Raw genomic sequence first — 22,353 nt, 5'->3', positions numbered from 1 at the left:
AAACAGAAAGGAATGATGTGGAACACAAATAAAAAACATTGCTGAAGACCGCACAGCAATAGAATTTTCTTACAACTAAATACAAATGATGAAGTAAGTAGGGAAAAGAAGTAGCAAGTTCCACTAAAAGAGCGCCAAGAACTATTTGCTCTTGGCGCATCTCATTATTATATATCTAATGTTATTAAATCGCGGAGTTCTTGATCTTCTAACTCGGTCAACCACTGGCTTGATTGAATAAGCTCTTCGGATAATGCAGATTTCTGCACCAGCATCTTATCAATTTTTTCCTCGATCGTGCCAATTGTCACAAATTTATGGACCTGCACAAATTGTGTCTGTCCGATGCGATATGCTCGATCTGTTGCTTGGTTTTCAACAGCAGGATTCCACCAGCGATCTGCATGTAAAACATGATTAGCTGCTGTTAAATTAAGTCCTGTTCCACCAGCTTTCAAAGAAAGGATAAATATAGGGAAATCTCCTGCCTGGAAAGCCTCTACTAAGCGGTCTCGCTGCTGCTTAGGCATGGCACCAGTTAAAAACGGTGCATCTACATTATATATTTCACTAAAGCAATGTTGTAGCAATTGTCCCATTCCAATATATTGTGTAAAGATGAGACATTGCTCTCCATTGTCCACAATCTCAGCTGCCATTTGTACAATGCGCTCTAGTTTAGTCGAACGCGCAAGCATTGTTTCGGCATCCTCGAAAGGTTCCTTTAAATATAAGGCAGGATGATTACATAGTTGCTTTAATTTACTGAGCATCTTTAAGACGCGACCCTTTTTTTGAAAGCCTGTTAACTGCTCCAGCTGATCAAGCGTCTCTAAAATATAGCCCTCATAGAGTGAAGCTTGCTCTGTTGTTAATGGACAATATTCATTCGATTCTAGCTTATCTGGTAAGTTAAGCTGTAAATGTGGATCTCGCTTTGTACGACGCAATAAGAATGGCTGAATTTTAGCTCGAAGCTTCTGCTTATGCGACTCTGATTCGTCTCGTTCAATAGGCAAAATAAATTCTTCATTGAAGCGACCAAAACTACCTAGATAGCCCTTATGAATGAAATCAAAAATAGCCCATAACTCAGATAAACGATTTTCTACAGGTGTCCCAGTAAGAGCTATGTGATGGTCACCTAGCAATTTACGAATGGCTTTCGATTGTAATGTTTGCATATTTTTTATGTTTTGTGCTTCATCAAGTACTACCGTTGCCCATTCGATATCCTGTAAAAATTCAGTATCCTGTGACACAGTACCATAGGTTGATAAAATGACATGTGGCCTTTCTGCTGTCACTAGCTTTTTAAACTCTTCATCCTTTGCTCGATTTGCTTGATAATGTGTATGCACAATCAGGGACGGGGCAAATCGAGCAAGTTCTTTTTGCCAGTTCCCAAGTACTGAAGTTGGACAAATAATGATGGATGGCTTTGTGTAAGTTGATGACTCATAAATATGGAGCAAATAGGTAATCAATTGAACCGTTTTTCCAAGTCCCATATCATCAGCTAGACATGCACCGAAACCTTGTTGGCGCATAAAGACTAACCATTCAAAGCCTTCTAATTGATAAGGGCGTAATTCGGTTTGTAGAGACAATGGAATCGAGACGGCAGGCAAGCCTTTCTTCTCCAAAAGTTGCTCCATGTATGCTTTTAATGATTGTTGTATTTCCAATGCAAAGATTGGATCATCTCTCAGTGCATCATCTGCATCTTCTTCCTCAAGAGGGGCAGACAAGTCTTCTGGTAACTCTCTAAATAATAATTCTCGAACAGTCCAACTTTCATCTTCTGCTTGTTGCATCAATTCACGCATTTCTTGCATCCAATTGGCATCTACTCGGAACCATTCAGTACCAATACGAATAAATTCACGTTTCTCATCCACAAGTTTTTTAAATTGCTCAGCTGAAATCGTTTGTCCGTTCATAGAAAACTGCCATTTAAACGTTAAAATATCATCTAAACCTGCTACCTTCCTTGTGGAAACATTATTGGTTGTCACGCGTACTCGAATTTTGGATTGTTTTAAATCCTTTAGCCATGCTGGCAGTACAACATCAAAACCAAGTGCCTGCAATCTAGCAAGATCCTCACGTAAAAAAGAGCGAACTTCTAAATCTTCCAGTGTCACACGAATAAAGATATCACTATTAATTGTATCGATGGATAGAAGTTCTACAATTTGCTGTTGTTGCTGCGTAATTTCAGTCGCGAACATTCGCCACTTTGTAGGTAGTGCTTCTTCAATAGGTAAGGATTGTTTACGTATAGCAGGTGTCCAGTAGTTTTTGGTTGTAGCAGTGCTTAGGACCGTTTCTAATAACCATACATCGGCATCTTCTTCTGGCTCACTTAATCGTAAAGAGACGGAAACAGCTCCAGCTTGACGAGCTTGATCCAAAGGCCAGCCGCCACGTAGGAAAAAGGGTAGTAACTTTGGTAAATCAGCTAGTATTAGCCCAACCTGTGAAAGCTTCTGCTGTACAGCCGTTTCCAATAATGCTGAATCGATATGATCAATAGGGAAAGTTAATGATGAAAAATCATCTGCAATCACAGCATGTGACCAAAGTGATGGCTCTTGCCAGTATGCTTGTAATGCATAAACTTTATTTAACCATTTTATACTTTCTTCATTTGCACCACTCCAATTGATGAAAGGGTGCTGGAAGCTTGTTGAAAAAATATCGAGTAATTCAGCCGTAGAAACTTCAATCGTAAAATCAGCCCGATTTGTTAATAATCCATAAACATTTGCCTCATAAGTAAAGAATAGCGAAGAAATTAATGTATCAACATCGATTGCTGTACCATTTGCAGTAAAACCCTGCAACGTAAAATATCCTTCCCGAGCTACTTCGATACGGAGCTGTTGTGTTTTGGAAAAAGGGGAAGGAGCATTTATTGTCATCATACTAAGTTTCCTTTCTCAATTTCTTCTTGTAACGCACGTAGTCGTTTATATTCTGCACGAATGGTTTGCATATATGTTTCAAAATAAGCTGCTTTACCAGCTCGCTTTGCAGCGCTACGCATACTTTTCCAAATACGCACAGCCTGTTTATAATTTAAGCGTGATTTTTGCGCAATTTCAGCCATTGCATAGACATGATATAAAGGTAAAACAGTTGCAGGTTCAACCTGTAATACATCCTTTAATCCACACATTTCTAAGTAAGAGAGGGATGATGGGTTAAGTTGATGTAGAGCTGCCCATTCCCGATAGCGACCTTTTTTAATTAAAAAACTTGAGAACGGCTGTAGTCCATACACACCAAAGGCACTATACAGCATTGCTTCCTCTTCCTCCGAAAGCTGAATCTCGTCAAATAAAAGTTGGAATTGCCTTACGTATTGGGCACGCTGAACGACTGGAACGACCTCCTGTAGAAACACTTCAGTCAAAGGTAAAATTGCTCGTAAAATGACTGCTAATGAATTTGACTCTCCAGCACGTTGAGCAAAAGTAGCTAGTTCAAACAAATCCTGCATTTGTGGTAAATCGACCTGTGCCAACTTTTCAAGCAGTAAATCCTCTTTCTGTAATAGCACATAAAATAATAATTTTAGTGATTGTAGAGAAATTTCTGCTGAAGAGTGAACAAGATTATTTATAAATGCCAATTCCTGTTCACGACGAGGCTTCTCATAAAAAAGTACTGCCCATAGTAGCATATATAGACGAAGGCGATTGGCAAAAAGCCCTTGTCTTTCTAATAAAAATTCTCTTACTAGCTCTTGGATGGCATCATAAAATGGATCTGTCGCAAATAGTCGTGATCGATTAGAAAGCTCTGTAAGAATGCTCTCAAAAGATTGCGTGCTTTGTTCGATAAAATATTTCATATAAGGTGAATCTAACGAATGTCCAGGTGTTTCATTTAAATGTCGCCATATCGAATTAAAAATGGCTAGCTCCATATAGAGCTTATAAAGAGGTTGCCATTCACGCTCAAAGGGCATATGTCGACGAAGACGCTCCAAAGCATCGGTTCTTACAGCGGAAAGCCCATAGCCTTCTAGTATGCGCCCAGGTGTTAATAATCGTTTCATCACCTCATCCACCATCATCGACCAGCTTTGCGGGCTGCGTTCATCTGCTAAAGATTTTAATTGAACAGATTTTTGTGCACGCCAAGCACTCGACCAATTTTGAACCGAATCAAAATATTGGTAGAGAGCGAGTAAAGCACCTATTTGATGTCGACACCATTTTGCTTGAGGACAGCTACAATGTAGCTCTTCCTTTGAAAAATCAATTTCAACAGAAGCGGGTCTGACATCTTGAACACTTGCATATAATATAGAACTTGCTCCATTAAATCGTTCAAAAACAATGGACTTATTCCTTACTGAAAAGACAGCACGGCGCACTAGTTCCTCATCTTCGGTAGAGGAAGGATGTAACCCTTGTTCAGCTTCTTTTAATTTAGTCAGCACAAATGTTTGATGTTCCTTAGCTAATTGCGATATAGACAATGCCATAACCTCACTCCTTTCATCATGTATGGCTATAGTTAACATTGTTAATTGTAAAAAGGAAAAAAAGACTGTCCTTCCATTATACGATTAAAATGCAGTAATGATAAGCTGAATGATCAGAAAGAAAAAAATGAGGTAAAGATAGTTAACAAGGCTTTTGATTTGTGTTAAAATCTGAATAATCAGATAACTAGGGAGGGATGAAGGATGATGCAAGTTCAATACATGAAGCCGTTTTACACAAAAGTTACTGGAGATAAATTACGTCTCGTATTTGCTTATCAATATTTCTCTATTTTAAAAGAGAATGAGATTTTCCATTTCATTCCCATAGAAGGTAAAGAGATGATCATCAACATGAAGACACAGCAGATTGAAAATTTATCTGAGGTTTTTGTTTTCCAAAAAGGAAATCGCTTTATTCGGTTACCACTTTATCAACTATTGCTTATTACTAATGTTCATGAGCATCTAGCACCAATACTTGAAAGCGCTACACCAAAGCAACAAATTCCGATGGTTTCTACTGTGACGGTTGGTGAAATCGATCAGCTTATTGCAGAGTTAGAGGAGAAAAATTTGGATCATTTGATTGATCAGGCATTACTAGAGAATGATAAAGAACTCTTTTTCGAATTGCTACAGCAAAAGAGCCATCAACTTGGGGGTTTCAAAATTGAATAGATGGAATGTCCAGTAAGCACCTACTTATCATAAATGACAAGCAGGTGCTTTTATTATGTAGTTAATCAACTATAAAATGTTAAAAACGCATAAAAAATTAGAAACCATTTCCAGTATAAAGGTCAATAGATGAGATGTTGAACCGATATAAAAACAAGAAGGTGGTGAAATCATGCTTGGTAAGTGGTCAGCAACAGGGATGGCAATTATGAATAATATGAATCGTCATTATGGGGCGATGAGTAAAGCTATGCTACGAATTTCTTCCGGATATCGAATTAATAGTGCAGCGGACGATCCAGCTGGACTGGCGATTTCTGAAAAAATGCGTGCTCAAATTCGTGGCTTGAATATGGCAGCTAAGAATATACAGGATGGTATTTCGCTTGTGCAGACGGCAGAGGGGGCACTGAATGAGACACATGCCATGATTCAGCGTATGCGTGAGTTAGCAGTGGAGGCAGCCAATGATACATTAACAGATGATGATCGTAAAAAATTAGATTTGGAATTTCAGGAATTAAAAAAGGAAATCCAGCGCACATCAACCGATACAGAATTTAATACGAAGACATTACTTAATGGGGATTATGAAACAAATGGCATCAAGATTCAAGCAGGCGCTAATGAAGGACAGAGTATCGAATTATTTATCAATGGGATGGGGTCCGAGGCACTTGGGTTGAAGGATGCTTCTATTGCTACTCGTGAGGATGCGGAAAAAGCTATGTCTTCAATGGATGAAGCCTTAAAACGTGTTTCCAATGAGCGCTCACGTCTTGGTGCCTATCAGAACCGCTTGGAACATGCCTATAATGCTAATGTGAACACGGCAGAGAATTTACAAGCAGCAGAGTCTCGTATTCGAGATGCAGATATCGCAAAAGAGATGATGAATATGGTGAAGGCGCAAATTTTAATGCAAGCAGGTCAATATGTTTTAGCCATGCATATGCAACAGGCCCAATCCATTTTAAAATTATTAGAAGTAGGAAAAAAATGATGAATTTCAATTAACATTGAAATTCATCATTTTTTAATGTTTATTTTGACAAAGCATCAATTGCTAATTTAGCAGTTGCAGTTGCTTCATCTTGCAATGGGATGACGGCCTGGCGCATTTTTTCTTGAACTGTTGTATAGGATTCAAGAATTGCTACAGCTTGTTCAAACAATGTTACACCATTCCAATCATCAACCTCGACATGACCGATGACAGGCTGATCAACGATATCAGCAAACGCATCAATTTTCGGATCATACGAAATGGCAATAAACGGTGTTGCATAGATTGCCGAGAAAATTAAGGAGTGCAGTCGCATACCTATTAATAGTTGAGATTGACCTATCACTGCGATTTTTTCCGCAATAGATAAATCAGCAGGAGCAATCAAGCTCTTTTCCTTCATAAGTGCTGCTACTTCCTGTGAAGTAATAAAATCATGCTCACCATGCATAGGCAGGAAAACGATTTGCTCACCCTGACGTACTAATTCATCTAGGCTGTGTGCAATTTTTTCCTTGTAGGCAACAGCGGATGGCCAATCTCGAACGCTTACAGAGATATAGCTATCGGCTGACAAAGAGACATTTTCTAGCCACTCACAATAAAAGTCATTACCGTTAAGTCCCATAACAGGATCTGGTACGATCTTTGTTTCTTTTCGTACACCGATCTCTGTTAAAAGAGCTAGAGAGGCTCTATCTCTAACCGTTATTTGCTCTACCTTATTAAAGACTGTACGAACAATGAATTTACTAAGTGGGTGATTAATCGGACCCATACCTTGGGCGTAAACAAATACTGGCTTCTTCAACCATTTTGCAATTTGAATAACGCCCGCATAGTAAGGAATAGTTTTCATGCCTGTTTGATCCTGCATAAGACTACCGCCACCACTAATCAGTCCATCCGCTGTTTTAAGTAATTGGCGAATTTCTTTCATTTTCCAACGATTAACGGCTTTGACACCATATGTTTGCTCAGTAGCTGCTGGATTATTCGATAATACCGTGATCTCTATATCACTTTGCCACTTTTTTAATGATTGGATAATGGACAGTAGAATGGCATCATCTCCGACATTATCAAATCCATAATAGCCAGATAAAACAACGTGCATTATGACCACCTCGCGATTGCCTTAGAAACCCAACGATAACCGATTTTGAAGATTAGGATAAACACTAGTCCTACTACAAGACCTAGAGATACGCTGTATAGTGTACGTAACACAGAAACAGCTACTGGGATGTGTAGGTGAGTAAATGTATTCATGATGGATAGGAAACCGATAACACCTGGTACAAGGAGAATACTACCCCATTTACGATTAATACCCATTACATATAACGCTAAAATGAAGAATGGGAAACCAATTAAAAATTCCTTCGTTCTTGGTCGAACATACAATGTATTTTCTAGCCATTGTCTAAAGGCTAATTCCATATCACTTACAGAACCAGAGTTTCCTGTTCGGCTAATGTAAAATAATCCGACACCAGCCAATACAATGAGTAGTAGCACATGCCAATATTTTAATTCTTTATTTAACAATGTTACCGTATTGGATAAAGAGTTCTTAATGTTTTGATCAGCTAGTCGGTTCATCTCAATTACTGTAAATAGTAAAACACCCATAATTGGAATAAGATAAACAAGCTTAACCCCTTTAAATACAGCAAACCCTGTCATAAAGGCATTACCATTCAATAAGCCAATAACAATTACAATGCCAATAACGCTAATTGCTACTGCCTTTAAGTATTGGAGCAATATGTTAGACACCTTCGTAGAACCTTGCGCTGATTTGATGACTGCATAGGTTGGGGCAAGGACTGCAATAATGAGTGCAAATGCTTGTAAAAATAGAGTACTTTTCAGGATAAAGTACGCAATTGCTAGTACAGCCATAAAGCCAGCTGCCGCGATACGAAGAGGCATCCATTTTACTAATTCTGAAATGATAAAGGTAAATAAAATACCTGCTACTAATACGGCTGCTGTGACCCAAGCTGGCACGACTACTTTATCAAATAGCTTAGGTTCACCTGCTTTGAAATGATCTGGCATTGTGTCATGCACACCATTTAGATAATCAATCGTTTCTTCTACATTTTCTTTGGCATTACCTGTTGTTTTAATATGATAGAAAATGGAGCGAATATTACGCTCTTTGACAGCTCGTGTTGTACGATCAATACTTGCATTTAGCTTTAATTTAGTCTCTCTGTTGACATTGATACTATGCAAACGAATCATATTGTAATCCGTCATTTGAGCGATTTTACTTTCGCCTTTAAGTGGGTTACTTTCAATTGTGTAGAAGTAATAGCCAGCATCATTTAATTTTTCAACTAATTGATTGCCGTCTTCTTGGCCAAACCCGATGGCTTCATCACCTTGACCAAGTAAGCGGCCTGCCGAAGCCTCTTTTAAAGCGACTAATTGATTAACCAACTTTTCATTAGCTACTTCATTATCTGCATTTTCCACCTTAAAGATGTGGGCTAGTCCATGCTTACTAATCATGTCAATAGCAGGCTGATCATAGCCAATTGGTGTTTTTAAATCAAAATTGTGGTTAGAAGTAGGAAGGAAATAAAAAGGCTCTTCTCCTATTTGTACTTCCTCTGGTTCAATGCTCTCCATGATCAGCTTTTGGTAGCTCTCATTTTCAGGCACTCGAATATAATAGCCGCTATTAGAGATATCAACAGCATCTTTATAAGGTGTAAACAATAATTGGGCTGCTAACTCACTTTCTTTATAAACGGTAATTAAGTTTTGCTTTTCCATTTCCTTTAATGTTAAGGGCTCTAGACTCACAGTATTCAGCCCAGCATCCTTTAAGGAGGAAAGAATTTCATCCATTGTTAGGTCGCTATTTTTTTCTGCGGTTTGTATTTCATCATAGGGAATAACAATCTCATAAGCATCATTCGATTGCTCCGCATTCCACCTCTTCATGATACCTGTAGAGGAAACGACGAGTAAAAGAACAATGATTCCCCAAAGCCATTTCTGTTTTGACATAAGTGTCCTACCTCTCTTATTTATGAAAATCTTTTTCCGATAACAGGGATTTTCTTTAAATCTTGTTTATGAATAGCTTTCATCAGCCATAGTAGAAGGAAGTAAAGAGCTCCACCAACTACGATTGCGACAGTTAGATAGCCCATTGCCGACATTCTTGACCAATGTGTAAAGTCAAGCCAAAGTGTTGGTAATCCAACTGCTACTCCCATTACAATGGAAGACACAATCATTTTCACCGTATCTTTTCCAAGGACAGTAAAGCGAATCATACGATAAATAAAGACAGAATTCACAATAAATAACACAAAATACACTAGCAAAGTTGCATAGGCAGCACCATCTAAACCAAATGCTTGAATAAGGAAGATGTTAGAAAACACCTTAAGGACAACACCACTCAAAATAATGAGAGCTCCTGTTTTGGCAGCATTCATACCCTGTAGAATTCCTGTTCCAAGCAAAGTTAGTGATGTAAAGACAGAGCTTAGATTGATGATGGCTAACATTAAGCTTCCCTCTAAGTCTTTAAAAAGAGCTAGATTTAAAGGCAAGGTTAAGGCTAGTAACCCAATAGCAGCTGGCCATGAAATAAGGTGTGTCATACGATGAGTTTGCTCAATAATAGTGCGTGTTTCATCCAATTTACGCTCAGCTAGCTTCGTTGTAATCAACGGCACAAGTGGCAAGATAATCGACGAAGCAAAAACAGTCGTAATTTGAACTAATGTTAGCCCTCGACCATAAATACCATAAAGGTAGCTAATTTCACTCGCATCTGCACCAGCACTTCTTAAGCCATATGTAACCGTAAAGGAATCAACAAAGTTAAAGAGTGCCATTGTCACTGAACCGATCGCAATGGGAATAGAAATTTTTAAAATGGTTTTACTGTATTTAGAGAAATCCTTACCAGAATATTTCTCCTTACTCGTTACTTTTACCGAAGAACGGAAATATTTAAAAAGTAAATAGAAAAGTGACCCGAGGGCTCCTAATACAGAGCCCGCCATAATTCCACCAGCTACGATATCATTTGAATAATCCATTGCTACTAAGAAATACGCAACAATTAAAATTAAAGCAACACGTACTAACTGCTCAATCACTTGAGAGATGGCAGTAGGTCGCATATCCCCAAAACCTTGGAAAAATCCACGATAGACAGCCATATAAGGAGCTACCAGTAATGTAAGGGCAACTATAATTAAGGCTATCTCTGTTGAGGGCCCACCAAGTGCATTCGCTATCTGCTCTGAAAAGCCGTAAATGATTGTAAAACTAATGACGCCAAAGGATAATGCAAGGATTCTTGCAGTCACATAAATTTTCTTAATTTTGGCAGTATCATGACTCGTCCTAGCTTCCGCAATCAGCTTAGAAATAGCGATAGGGATACCCGCAACGGATAAATAAAGTGCTACCATATAAACAGGATAGACAAGACTAAAAATACCAAGTACTTCATCACCAGCAATATTTTGAAGTGGTATACGGAAGATACTACCGATTACTTTTGAAAGTAAGGTGGCAATCGTTAGGATGAGTGTGCTTTTAACAAATGTTGACTGACTCATTTTGTTTTGCCCTGACCTTTAAGCTTTAATGCAAATACCTTTAAAGCAAAGCGAGGGAGTACAAGCATTCTGCCAAATCGACTTGGCTGGCGTAACAGTCGATAGAGCCATTCAAGATTTAACTTTTGCCAAATTACTGGTGCACGTTTTACAGTACCAGCGATGACATCGAAGGAGCCACCCACACCGATAAATACACCCTTTGAAAATTTTTCAAGGTTTTCTGTTATCCATTTTTCCTGTCTTGGTACACCTAATGCCACAAATACAAGATCAGGCTGTAAAGTTGCAATTTCTTTTGCAAAATCATTATTATTCCAGTCGAAGTAGCCATCATGATAGCCAACGACATCAACGTTTGGATAGTTCTTATGAATATTGGCAACCGTCTTTTCGATGGTTTCCTTTTGAGCACCTAGTAAATAGATTTTAAAATGCTTTTGCTGACCAACCTCTAACAGACGTACCATCGTATCATAGCCAGTTACACGCTCTGGAAGTGAATCTCCAAGGATTTGTGCAGCCTTAACGACACCAATACCATCTGCACAAATGTATGTTGCCTGCTTTAAGTAGTTCATGACAGTTGGATTTTCATTTGCCTGCATGACAACTTCAGGATTGGCTGTCACAACGAAAGTTTTTTCTTGCTGTTCAATACGATTAACGAGTAAATCAACAAACCCTTGTTGACTAATATGTAAAAAGGGTACGCCCATAATCGTTACATGCCTCATATAGTGTTCAAACCTTTCTGTAATTCCATTTTCACTGCAATCTATCATACCACAAAAGCAATATTGACAGGAAATTTTCGATAATGGGTTTAACGATGATTACTTAAAGTATAGCTCTTATTAGTAACGATTTTTACATGGTATAGCAATTGTCCTATTAAGCTTTTTTAGGACACTATTTTGACGTAGAATTTACTAAATTTTAGGGGGATAGTATGAAAATTATATCCTAAAATTTCGAGTTTCTTCTATTATATAGCGCTTTCATCTCGTTGATAAAAAATGACTAACAAAAAGAGTGCGAATCATCATCGCACTCTTCTTTTGCGCATCCTATTAAAATCATTTTTTTACAATATAATCGCCATGTACCCAGCCTGTTTTTCCGTTGTAAAGCACCTGATACCAGGCACCATTTTTTATAAACTCACCTTTATCGTCTACAGCCCCGATAATAAAGCCATTCGGTTTAACAGTACCTAAAATAGCACTTGTCGTAGATGGTTCGCTTCGAACATTGAGTGTAATATTCATATTAACAATTTGTAAGCCATTTTCAAGACTCACATAATCATCAATCACCCAGCCCTCTTGTCCATTGACACTTACTTTCAACCAACCACCATTTTCACCAAGAACTTTAAAGGAGGTATCCTTTGGCAAATTCGTAATAATCGAAGCATTATCTGCTGTATTCGGATACGTTCTCATATTGAGATTAATCGTCGTTTTACCAGTTGCTCCAGCTAACCCTAAATCCAATGCGTATTGCTTCGATGGACTCGGTAATGAAGGAGCGGAAGATTGACTTTGATAGGCAGGCACATCAAACACTAGGTTTGTTGTTGTATGAGCACCAATTAATTCATAAATATCATAGATCTTTTTCGCTTGAATGACAGCCCACATCACATGTGTTGCATATTGGTGGACTGTCGGATTATCAGGATTCCAACGCATTTTATAGAGCGTATCCTGCCCCCTGCTAATATACTGATCCTTTACAAATTGGGCACCGCCGATAATGGCATCCTGAACAGTAAACCAGCCATTTGTATAAGCGCGCTCCGCACCATACTTATTAGCATCGGCATCTATAGCGCCAATACCGTAAGCATTGTAGGTTGTCTTAATAGCAGTTAATTTTTCACGATTTTCTGGTGTTGCTACCATCGGCTTGCCATTTGTATCTAAGCCAACCTCGATCCCTTTAATAAGTGCAGAACCACCATTGGCTGTTTCATGCAAGGCATGGGAGACTAAATAAATAGCATTGATCTTATTGTCTATACCAGCTTGAATGAAGGCATCCGCTGTACCTGCTAAGCTTCCTTTATTGGCAAGTACTTTATCATTTAGCTCTTTTGCACTCAAATTATTGACGACAGTAGATAATTTTAGGAATTGATAATAAGATGGGCTATCCTGCATAAAACTTTTTGGGTGTACATAGTATGACACTAGTGCCTCGCTAGCCGTGAAAATGCCAGCACCATCGACCTTTGGATTATTCATTGTTTGTTTACTTACTACAGAGGAGTAATCATATGAGTAATTCGTCGTCATATATTGCTTACCACCTGTCCCAGGAGCCTCTAGATGGATTAAACGATAGAGCACGGTAGCTGCCTCAGCACGAGTTGTTTGAGCAAGAGGGGCAAATTGATTATTTGGCTTCCCAACAAGTAGTCCTGTTGTGACGACAGCTTGTACATCTGCATAGGCCCATTTGGCAATGCGCGCATTATCACTAAAAGCAATAGGGGAGGAAGATGTATTGATGTTTTGATAAGTAAGAGCTCTTTTTAACATAGCGGCCATTTCCTGACGATTAATGTGATTATTCGGATGGAATTTGCCTTGCTCGTCACCTTTAATTAGCCCATGATAGCTTGCTTGCTCGACTACCCCATAATACCAGTCACCTTTTTTTACATCTGTAAAGGTTGTCTGACTAGAAGCTGCTGGCAAGTTCAGTGTTCTAACAAGAAAGGCTGCAAATTCAGCACGAGTGACAGCATCATTCGGACGATAATGGCCGAATTCATCGCCCTTCATTAAATCGTTGGTAATAAGATAGTTCATTTCATGGTAGGCCCAGTGCTTCGAAATATCTTCCGCTGAAGCGGAAGTTGGCGCAAGATATAACATGCCTGCCAGCACGGCCCCGTAAAGAGGAAATTTACGTTTCATTTTTTAAGCTCCCTTCAATAGCTGATATGTTCTATCAAACTATCAAAAGTGTAGCATAAAAAGTGGCAATCTATTATTACAACATGGGGACAGATAGATTTAGCTTTTTACTTAATAAAGAAGAAACTCATAAAGTTGGTGAGGAAGAGGCAGAATTCGCTATGAAACGCCTTCTATATTTCTGTTTCTTTACAATTATAACTAAAATATTACGGGAGTCTTTAATTTTTGACAATTTAGTAACCATTCCAGAAAATGCTTGGTTATTATTGAGAGTAAGGTATAATAGGTAACGGAACTATATGTTACCAATCCAAATGAGGATATAATTAGTTGTGATTTTAATGGTTTCTATTAAATACCATATTAGGTATGGTAAAAAAATCTTCTATAACTAAATTTATGTCCCAATGCTTGAATTTCGGAAAAGATAGTGTTATATTATTGTAGAAAGTGAATAAACTTACTAGAATGGTATTCTACTACGCTTTTTCTAGTAAATTTACTAACAAATTTGCTTTAGTTTTGTATTATTCAAGAAAGCTATAATACATACATTTAGGTAACTAGGCGGTACTATAGTTTTCGTTGGATTAATATCAATTTAAGGAATTTTAGGGAGGAATACATTAATGGCAAAGCAAAACAAAGGCCGTAAGTTCTTCGCGGCATCAGCAACAGCTGCATTAGTTGCATCGGCAATCGTACCTGTAGCATCTGCTGCGCAAGTAAACGACTATAACAAAATCTCTGGATACGCTAAAGAAGCAGTTCAATCTTTAGTTGACGCTGGTGTAATCCAAGGTGACACTAACGGGAACTTCAACCCACTTAACACAGTAACTCGTGCACAAGCTGCAGAAATCTTCACGAAAGCTCTAGAATTAGAAGCTGACGGCGATGTAAACTTCTCAGACGTTAAAAAAGGTGCTTGGTACTACAACTCAATCGCAGCAGTAGTAGCAAACGGCATTTTTGAAGGCGTAAGTGCAAACGAATTCGCTCCAAACAAATCTTTAACTCGTTCTGAAGCAGCTAAAGTTCTTGTAGATGCTTTCGGTTTAGAAGGTAGCGAAAGCCTAAGCCAATTCGCTGACGCTTCTCAAGTTAAACCATGGGCTAAAGATGCTCTAGAAACTGCTGTAGCAAACGGAATCTTCACTGGTTCTGAAGAAAACGGTAAATTAAACCTTAAACCAAACGCAGCGATCACTCGCCAAGACTTCGCAGTAGTATTCGCTCGTACGCTTGATCTAGCTGTTGAAACAGTTGATGCTTCTGTAAAAGCTATCAACGCTACAACTGTTGAAGTAACATTCGACGAAGAAGTTGATAACGTAGAAGCTCTTAAATTCAAAATCGATGGCTTAGAAGTTAAAAACGCTGCTGTTAAACAAACTAACAAAAATGTTGTTGTATTAACTACTGAAGCTCAAACTGCTGACAAAGAGTACGTTGTAACTCTTGATGGCGAAGAAATAGGTAAATTTAAAGGTATCGCAGCAGTAGTACCAACTGCTATCAACTTAACTACTACATCTGTACAAGGTGTTGTTGGTCAACAAGTATCTCTTAAAGCTGAAGTTAAAGTTGCAGAAGGTCAATCTAAAGCTGGTATCCCAGTAACATTTAACGTTGACCCATACGATTCTAACTCAGAAAAAGTAAGTTCATTAAACAAAGCACAAGTTGTTGAAGTAACAACTGATGAAAATGGTGTTGCTACTTACACGTATACTCAATACAATGCTGGTGCTGACCAAGTTGTAGCATACGCAACTGGCAACCCTGCTAACCGTAGCTTTGCAAAAGTTTACTGGGGAGTTAAACCAATTTTATCTCTTACTTCTAAAGAAGGTAATACTTTAGATAACGGTAAAGCAAAAACTTATACAGCTACTTATTTAGATCCTGTAACTGGTACTCCAGTTAAAAACCAAGAATTAAAAGTTACATTCAAAGAAAACATTGATGAGTCTGTAACTAACGATACAAATGCAGTAGCTACAGATGTAGCAACTGGTGCAACAGCTAAACCATTTGAATCAAAAACTGACCAACGCGTATTATCAGTTAAAACAAATGATAAAGGTGAAGCTACATTCACAGTTACTGGTGCAAACACTGCTGTAACTCCAATCGTTTACAAAGATAGCGATGCTTTAAATACTTCAGGTTGGAATCGTTTAGATGTTCGCGATTTACAAGTTAAAGCTGAAGAAACTAAATTTGTTGGTGGAGCTTATACATTCAAATTCAACAAAGAAGAGCAATTTGAAGCAGTAGCTGGTAAAGCATTTACTTATGAAGTAGAAGTATTAAAAGCTGACGGTAAACCATATGCAGGTGGTACAGCAACAGTTGCATTAAACGAATTAATCGACTCTAGCTTAACAACTAATACTGAAGCTTACATTGTAAATAACTCAAAGGTTAAACCTGTTTCTGGTAAAACTGGAGTTTACACTTTAACTCTTGATAAAGATGGCAAAGCTAAGTTTGACGTTAAAGCAGACAAAACTGAAGTAAGTGCAACTCCAGTAGTATGGATTGACATTAACTCAGCATCAAACGTTCAAGGTACTCTTGAAAAAGAAGAATCATTCAAACTTGCAGGTTCAGTAGTATTCCGCTCAGAAGTTATTGGAAGTGCAAAACTTGAAGATAAATCTGATGTAACTGGTGTCTTTGGCGTATCAGGTACTGGTTTACAACAACCAACATACAATATTCAATTATTAGACCAAGCTGGTAGTGAGTATTCTAAAAACGATTATGCGGTTAACCGTGTAACTTATACTCTTTCTAACACTGGTAACAGTGCTGTAGATTTAACATTAGCTCCTACAAACTTCAATGTTGATAGTATTTCTAACAACAATGGTTCTGCTAACTTAAATGTACACATTGCTGCAGGTCAATCAGTAACAGTAACTGGTCACACTACAACTAACCCTAAAAATGTTGCATTAAAAGTACAAAATGCAAAAGCCGGTAAAGTAGAAGTAACTGGAAGTGTTACTACAAGTGTTAAAGCTTCTAACGGTACTTGGACAACTAGCAATTCTTACTATTCTGCTGGAACAACAACTTCTGAGTGGGTAGATGCTACAGTAGCAGGTACTGAAGTAACTGGTCTAGTTAAAGGTTTCCAAACTGTAGATTTAGGTGCTGGTGAATGGGGTTACGCTCTAGTATTAGTTGATGGTACTTCTTCATACCAAATCGTGAAATACGGTCAATCTAACACTTACTTCACAGGTACACAAACAGACTTCAACCGTCTAACTTCTACTGATGCTAATGGTTTCGAAAAAGCAATTTCATTAGAAGACCGTCTGAACATTAAAAATTCAGAAGTTCGTCTAATTAATGTTGATGCTTCTAACAAAGATAGCCAAGCAAAAGGTAATGATACAAGTGTTGTTGGTACTGGAATTACTCAAGCTGTTGTTAACGCAGTAAATAGTGCGTCTAACACTGGTCAAGTGAAAGAAGCATTGAAAACAGTTAATGCGTTCAAAGCATTATCTGATGCAGATCAAAATGCTGTAGCAACTGCTCTTACACCAGCTCCAGGTACTTTATATACTGTTGATACTTTAACTACTGCATTCAACACTGCAATTAGCACACAAGTATTTGCACCAAAAGTAGCTGCTGTAAATGGTGCTGCAACTTATGCAGCTTTAATCGCTGCTGTTAAAGAAGTACCAGGTGCAGCTTCAAGCGTAACAGCATTAGAAGCAATTACTGATGTTAACGTTCAAGCTTATTTAGTTGGAACTTCTACATTTGTTGGTACTGATTCAACTACATTCAACACTTCTGTTACTGCTGAAATTGCTGCTGCAAAAGCTTCAGTAGATGCAGGTAAAGTTACTGCTGCTCTAGCTGCTGTAAATACTGCTTTAGGCAATGTTGTTTCAGCAACTGATGCACCAACAGTTACTGCTGCTATTCAAGCGTTAAATGATAATGCTGCTACACTACAGCTTACTTTAACTTCTTTCAATAGCTTAGATGCTACTAAGAAAGCACTTGTAGTTGATGCTCTTGCAAATAACTATACAACTGCACAAGGATTACAAACTGCAATTAATAACTTGGTTGCTTCTGCTAATGATGTTACAGCTCCAACAATTCAATCTATTGCAACTGATGGATCTGATGTTGTAATTACATTCAGTGAGAATGTAAATGTAACAGGTACTGCTACTATTGATTTCGTAGCTGGTGCTACACAAGCTACAGTAGTAGCAACTGGTGCTGCAACTGCTTCAGGTAACACAGTAACATTTACTTTAACTGGTGCTCCAACTAACTTTGTAAGTGGTGTAACAGTTAATGGAATTACTGGATTAACAGTAACTGATACTGCATTAACACCAAATACAGTTACGTTTACTGGTTTAAACATTACTACAGTAGCTAAATAAAATTAATTCTTTAAAGAAGTTGTCGATTTTCGACAACTTCTTTTTTTATTTTAATAAATTGTAAATAATGAGAGTATTTATCTATTCCTGATTATCAAGTCTGAAAATATACATTTATAATTAAACTCAGTGTTTTAATTTTTTAATCGATAACTTGATGTAGATATTCCTTAAATATAATATACATAATATTTGAAATTAGGCATTTCAGTTTTTTGCAAGGAAGGTAGACAGTATTTTAAGTAGAAAAAAGAGATTAGAATACTTAGGGAATTTAAAATTTAAAAATTTTTCAAGTTAAGTCATATCCGTAATAACACACACATCTAACAGTTAATATATTATTGATAGAGAAATTTAAGAGCCTTTATTCCTTTTTTAGGAGTGAAGGCTTTTTATGTCTGAGGAGTAATTCATATAGTAGAGAAACAATATGCATTTGTAAGTAAAAGGAAGTTTAGAGGATCGAATCATTACAACAATTTATAGAAGGCATGAGTAGGTTAATAGGAAAGATAAACTTAATATAACAGTTAACAATAATGTTAACACATGCTGGAGATGTAAGAATGAAAGAAAGGATGGTAACATATGACCGATATTACAAGGAAATATTGGATTAGCACTCATGAGGGAATTCCCAAACAAACGAGAAAGATAATAAATGAATATTTACTAAGTTTAAAATTAGCGAATAAAGCGGAAGCAACGATTTCAAAATATCGTTCGTTCTTAGAGCGATTTTGTAGCGAGTGTTTAGTTGAGTTGGACTCGCTAACCTCCGAAGACTGTTGTATTAACAGTAACTGATGGAGCTACTGGAATCGATTTAGGTGCTGCAGCTAACCAAGGTGCAACTTATACATTCACTGCAACAGTAACTAAAACAGACTTCTTTGCTAAAGACGTAATTGTTGAAGTTAAATACAATGGTACTTACTGGGTAGTGGTAGTTAAATAATCCACATTCCTGTTAGTTACTAGTCTAATTTAATTTCAAATAATTCTAAAACCCAATCGATATTTTCGATTGGGTTTTTTAAATGAAAAAAGAATAATTCTTTGAATTCAGAAGACGTCTTAGTAAATCCCTCTTACTTCAAATAAATCTTGAAGTAAGAAGTCACACTCTTAACTCTCTACTACTTTTTTTAAAAGAACATAAAATTCCTTTAACTCATATCATAGTATTGAAAGGATTTTACCAGATTTTTTAAACAAAAAATATTTTATTGAACAAATAGTTTAATAGAATGAAGTCTTTATTTTATTAATAGAATTAGAAGCTATTTATGTTTTAAATTCAAAGCAGAGAAATATCATGTAACTGCAAGCTTGATATTGTGTTGTTTAAGTTAATCCGTAAGAAAACAGTCCGTTACAAAAACAGCACTATTTGATTACCTAATAAAGTCAACTTACTATCTCAACAAATGCTCATAAATGGTGACAAAGGATTTTCTATCAATTTATATAAAATATTAATAAAGGTTCCAAAGATATATAGAATATTTAACTGATTTTGTTTAAAAATCATTTTTTAAAAATTCATAATAAATTCTCTAAAAGAATGATTAAATGGTCTATATGACTCACACTTGTCATAGGAAAAAAACTTACGAGAGGGGTTAAAAGCCTGTAATCTTTTTATAAGTCAACAAGTCTACTAGAAATTTTCAATAAATTCGTTGTAAGAAAGTACTTTTGTATTTATTTTTAAAAAATGATAAACAGCTTTACATTTCTCTCTAAATTTGTTGTCCTCAACAATAAAAAAATCACATTGACTAGCATAAATTGCATGTGAAACATCATGCATTCTAGAACGCGCCTTTTTCGCGGCTTCTGGTCTAAAGCCAACTATTTCAAGAACATTAAACAAAACAGCAATAGAATGCTGTAATTCAGTAAAATTTTTTTTAGTTGCGGAATTTAATGTTTTTCTTAAAGACTGTAAAAATACTGGATTGTTTATTGCTAGTTCTTCTACAAATAAAAACACATCAGCATGATTAAATATTTCATCAAAAGGGATATTACTCATTTTTTTAGGGTCAAAATTTAACTCTTTACATTGTGATTTGAATAGGGAGAATTGAGATTTTTCATGTTCTTCAGCTTTTTTACTTAGATCTAGTGATTCTGTTACGCGTTTTAAAACAGTTGCAGCAGACTCTTGTACCTTAACTAGTTTGTTTGTATCCGTGGGTCTGAAAGTATGAAATTCAAACAATGTATCGATATCATTTTTATGTGATTGAATATGCTCGAACTTTTCAGATGGAATGTTCGCAACTTCCTCTAAGTACGGGGGACCATAACAATAATTATACTGTGTTTTTTTATTATGAAGTATTTCCCTAACATCTTGATGATTTCTGTAATTGATAAAGACATTATAATCTAAGTAAACGGTACTTTGGATACTTTCTTCATTTGATTTCAAATGATTAGTAATCATTACATAACATCCTTTCTTTTAAATATCCCTTGCTATACGGATTAATGATCAAAAAAAGTTTCAATTATATAGAATTAAAAAACCTTTTAACAAGAGGATGCGAAACTATTTTTACAGCTCATTGCTATTCGTTATGAGAAACGTAGAATAAGCACGAATTCAGTATTTATTCAATAGAAGCACAATTAGCTTTGACAAAAGAACAAAATAAAAAGTCTACAAGTCAAATTGAAGTACTAACAGAGTAAGTTTGTCAGCTAACGAAAATGATATTTATGGCTCACGCTCAGAAAAGAAGAAATACTAAGCACTAGATGGACAATACTCGCTTTTTTTATTAGTATTCTCCTTCAGTTGTCTATTTGGATTATGGGTCTATTTTTTTTCTGAATAATACCTAGTAAGTGCTTCTGCGGCTTTAAGGCGAATTTCTGTATTATGATCGTCTAGTAATACCTCCAATACATGTATGGCTTTATCTAGAATGGGATTGCTGTTTTCCTCATTCTTGGTATTGGATTCATTATTTATAAGGCCTTCAACAATGGAACGATGTTTTGTGATATTAGCAATGGTTCCTGGATATCTCAATGAGCCTCTGAGTTCTTCAGGTAATTGACTTCTCAATAGTGGCTTCTTATCAAAGAACCATGTTACTTTTCGTTGATGGGGATAGAATCCATCATTTGGCTTATCGACAGCTGGTTCATGATAATAATCACTAGTGATTTCTCCAATATATACATCCTTTTTATTATCATCAGGAACAATGACATAATCTCCAACATTCATCATTAATACAAACAAATTAACATTTCCAATTCCTTCAGACCAATCTTCTTGGTCTAATATACCCTTTAATTCATCATAGCTTTTCCCTGTAAACGACTTTCCTGCTGGATAACCAATTGCAATGAATCCATCATCCAAGAATTGTTTCATTCTGTTAATGCTATGTGGCATAGGTCGTAGTATCCAAACATTTTTTTCAATAATTATCTTAAACACTCCTTCAATATGTAATCACATCTGTTTACATATTATAATAACTATGTTATCTTTAAATTGCAAGTATTACCAATTACGTGTTAATGGAGGAATTCTTATGTTGTATTCAATTGAAGGAAAGAGAATGGCAAAAGTACCCCATTATGATAAGTTCCTGTTTTACTATGACAAAATGGATAAGGGAAAGTTGGACCAAATCATTTACCACTTAGCAACTATAATTGAGAATGAGGAAGTTTTTAATTCGAGTTACTTACCTCCAAAGCATTGGAAGGGCAGTGTGTTCTATCCTATTTATGAACTGATACAAGATAAACAAACATCAGCATTCTTCTATGGTCAATTATTATGGAAACTTATCATGGAAGACGAGAAAAAGTGGATGTTTCAGCAAGCAGATAATACATTAGGTAAACTATATTTCTTAGTGGAAAATCCCGACAAACTAACTGGTTAACGTAAAAAACAATGATTTATATATATGCAAGCTCAAGATATAGTTGGTTGGACAAAACGGTTTATTTTTTATCTCTCTGTATTTGTGTTAGAGGAACTGAGGAATATTGGGGATTGCTTGGCACCCATCGGATACGTGGTATTTTAGTTTTTATTAGGTGAATGGGGAGCGGACATCCTCCAGCAACATATTTACTCCGGATTTGGTTATGATTGAGTCTGTATAACGACTATACTATACCCTATAAGATAGAAACTTTGAGA

At 36.6% G+C, this 22,353-nt stretch carries 13 protein-coding genes; 4 read left to right on the top strand and 9 right to left on the bottom strand.

All coding sequences use genetic code 11. The features are described 5' to 3' along the window. Positions 1-167: 167 nt before the first annotated feature. A complete protein-coding gene (locus tag AAJG31_RS10545) occupies positions 168-2,930 on the bottom strand; it encodes a DEAD/DEAH box helicase (RefSeq protein ID WP_279493888.1) in 2,763 nt (920 codons plus the stop codon). Further along, a complete protein-coding gene (locus AAJG31_RS10540; protein ID WP_279493889.1) occupies positions 2,927-4,501 on the bottom strand; it encodes a hypothetical protein in 1,575 nt (524 codons plus the stop codon). Before AAJG31_RS10540 ends, AAJG31_RS10545 begins: the two co-directional genes overlap by 4 nt. A 204-nt stretch (positions 4,502-4,705) precedes the next feature. On the opposite strand from AAJG31_RS10540, the gene AAJG31_RS10535 reads away from it, so the two are divergent. Then, a complete protein-coding gene (locus AAJG31_RS10535) occupies positions 4,706-5,182 on the top strand; it encodes an IDEAL domain-containing protein (RefSeq protein ID WP_004269498.1) in 477 nt (158 codons plus the stop codon). A 172-nt stretch (positions 5,183-5,354) separates the two neighbouring features. Beyond that, a complete protein-coding gene (locus tag AAJG31_RS10530; protein ID WP_279493891.1) occupies positions 5,355-6,185 on the top strand; it encodes a flagellin in 831 nt (276 codons plus the stop codon). Between the two features lie 40 nt (positions 6,186-6,225). On the opposite strand, the gene csaB is transcribed toward AAJG31_RS10530, so the two are convergent. The 5 genes from csaB to AAJG31_RS10505 form a co-directional block, all read right to left on the bottom strand. Further along, the gene (gene csaB / locus AAJG31_RS10525; RefSeq protein ID WP_279493892.1) at positions 6,226-7,305 is read right to left on the bottom strand and encodes a polysaccharide pyruvyl transferase CsaB; all 1,080 of its coding nucleotides are present in this window, start codon (positions 7,303-7,305) and stop codon (positions 6,226-6,228) included. Beyond that, a complete protein-coding gene (locus AAJG31_RS10520) occupies positions 7,305-9,218 on the bottom strand; it encodes a DUF5693 family protein (RefSeq protein WP_279493893.1) in 1,914 nt (637 codons plus the stop codon). Before AAJG31_RS10520 ends, csaB begins: the two co-directional genes overlap by 1 nt. 20 nt (positions 9,219-9,238) lie before the next feature. Further along, positions 9,239-10,795 (bottom strand): polysaccharide biosynthesis protein, encoded by a 1,557-nt coding sequence (locus AAJG31_RS10515; RefSeq protein ID WP_279493894.1) that lies wholly within the window; start codon positions 10,793-10,795, stop codon positions 9,239-9,241. Continuing rightward, positions 10,792-11,532, bottom strand: a complete 741-nt coding sequence (locus AAJG31_RS10510) for a WecB/TagA/CpsF family glycosyltransferase (protein WP_279493895.1) — start codon at positions 11,530-11,532, stop codon at positions 10,792-10,794. The genes AAJG31_RS10515 and AAJG31_RS10510 overlap by 4 nt, the downstream gene beginning before the upstream one ends. Before the next feature lie 342 nt (positions 11,533-11,874). Next, positions 11,875-13,725 (bottom strand): S-layer homology domain-containing protein, encoded by a 1,851-nt coding sequence (locus AAJG31_RS10505; protein WP_279493897.1) that lies wholly within the window; start codon positions 13,723-13,725, stop codon positions 11,875-11,877. 632 nt (positions 13,726-14,357) lie between these two features. Between AAJG31_RS10505 and AAJG31_RS10500 the strand changes: the two genes are divergently transcribed. Further along, positions 14,358-18,164, top strand: a complete 3,807-nt coding sequence (locus tag AAJG31_RS10500) for an S-layer homology domain-containing protein (protein ID WP_279493900.1) — start codon at positions 14,358-14,360, stop codon at positions 18,162-18,164. 1,666 nt (positions 18,165-19,830) lie between these two features. On the opposite strand, the gene AAJG31_RS10495 is transcribed toward AAJG31_RS10500, so the two are convergent. Together AAJG31_RS10495 and AAJG31_RS10490 are read right to left on the bottom strand one after the other, a co-directional pair. Further along, the gene (locus AAJG31_RS10495) at positions 19,831-20,625 is read right to left on the bottom strand and encodes a hypothetical protein (protein ID WP_279493903.1); all 795 of its coding nucleotides are present in this window, start codon (positions 20,623-20,625) and stop codon (positions 19,831-19,833) included. Between the two features lie 375 nt (positions 20,626-21,000). Beyond that, positions 21,001-21,567 (bottom strand): hypothetical protein, encoded by a 567-nt coding sequence (locus tag AAJG31_RS10490; protein WP_279493906.1) that lies wholly within the window; start codon positions 21,565-21,567, stop codon positions 21,001-21,003. Positions 21,568-21,730: 163 nt separating this feature from the next. Here AAJG31_RS10490 and AAJG31_RS10485 point away from each other — a divergent pair, with 163 nt between their 5' ends. Beyond that, positions 21,731-22,090, top strand: coding sequence for a hypothetical protein (locus AAJG31_RS10485; RefSeq protein WP_279493908.1), 360 nt, complete (start codon positions 21,731-21,733; stop codon positions 22,088-22,090). The last annotated feature ends 263 nt before the right edge of the window (positions 22,091-22,353 follow it).

Source organism: Lysinibacillus sp. BS3 (genome assembly GCF_039614735.1).
GTDB lineage: Bacteria > Bacillota > Bacilli > Bacillales_A > Planococcaceae > Lysinibacillus > Lysinibacillus capsici.
The sequence above is the reverse complement of the archived record's forward strand: the minus strand, read 5'-3'. Positions and strand labels throughout refer to the sequence as shown.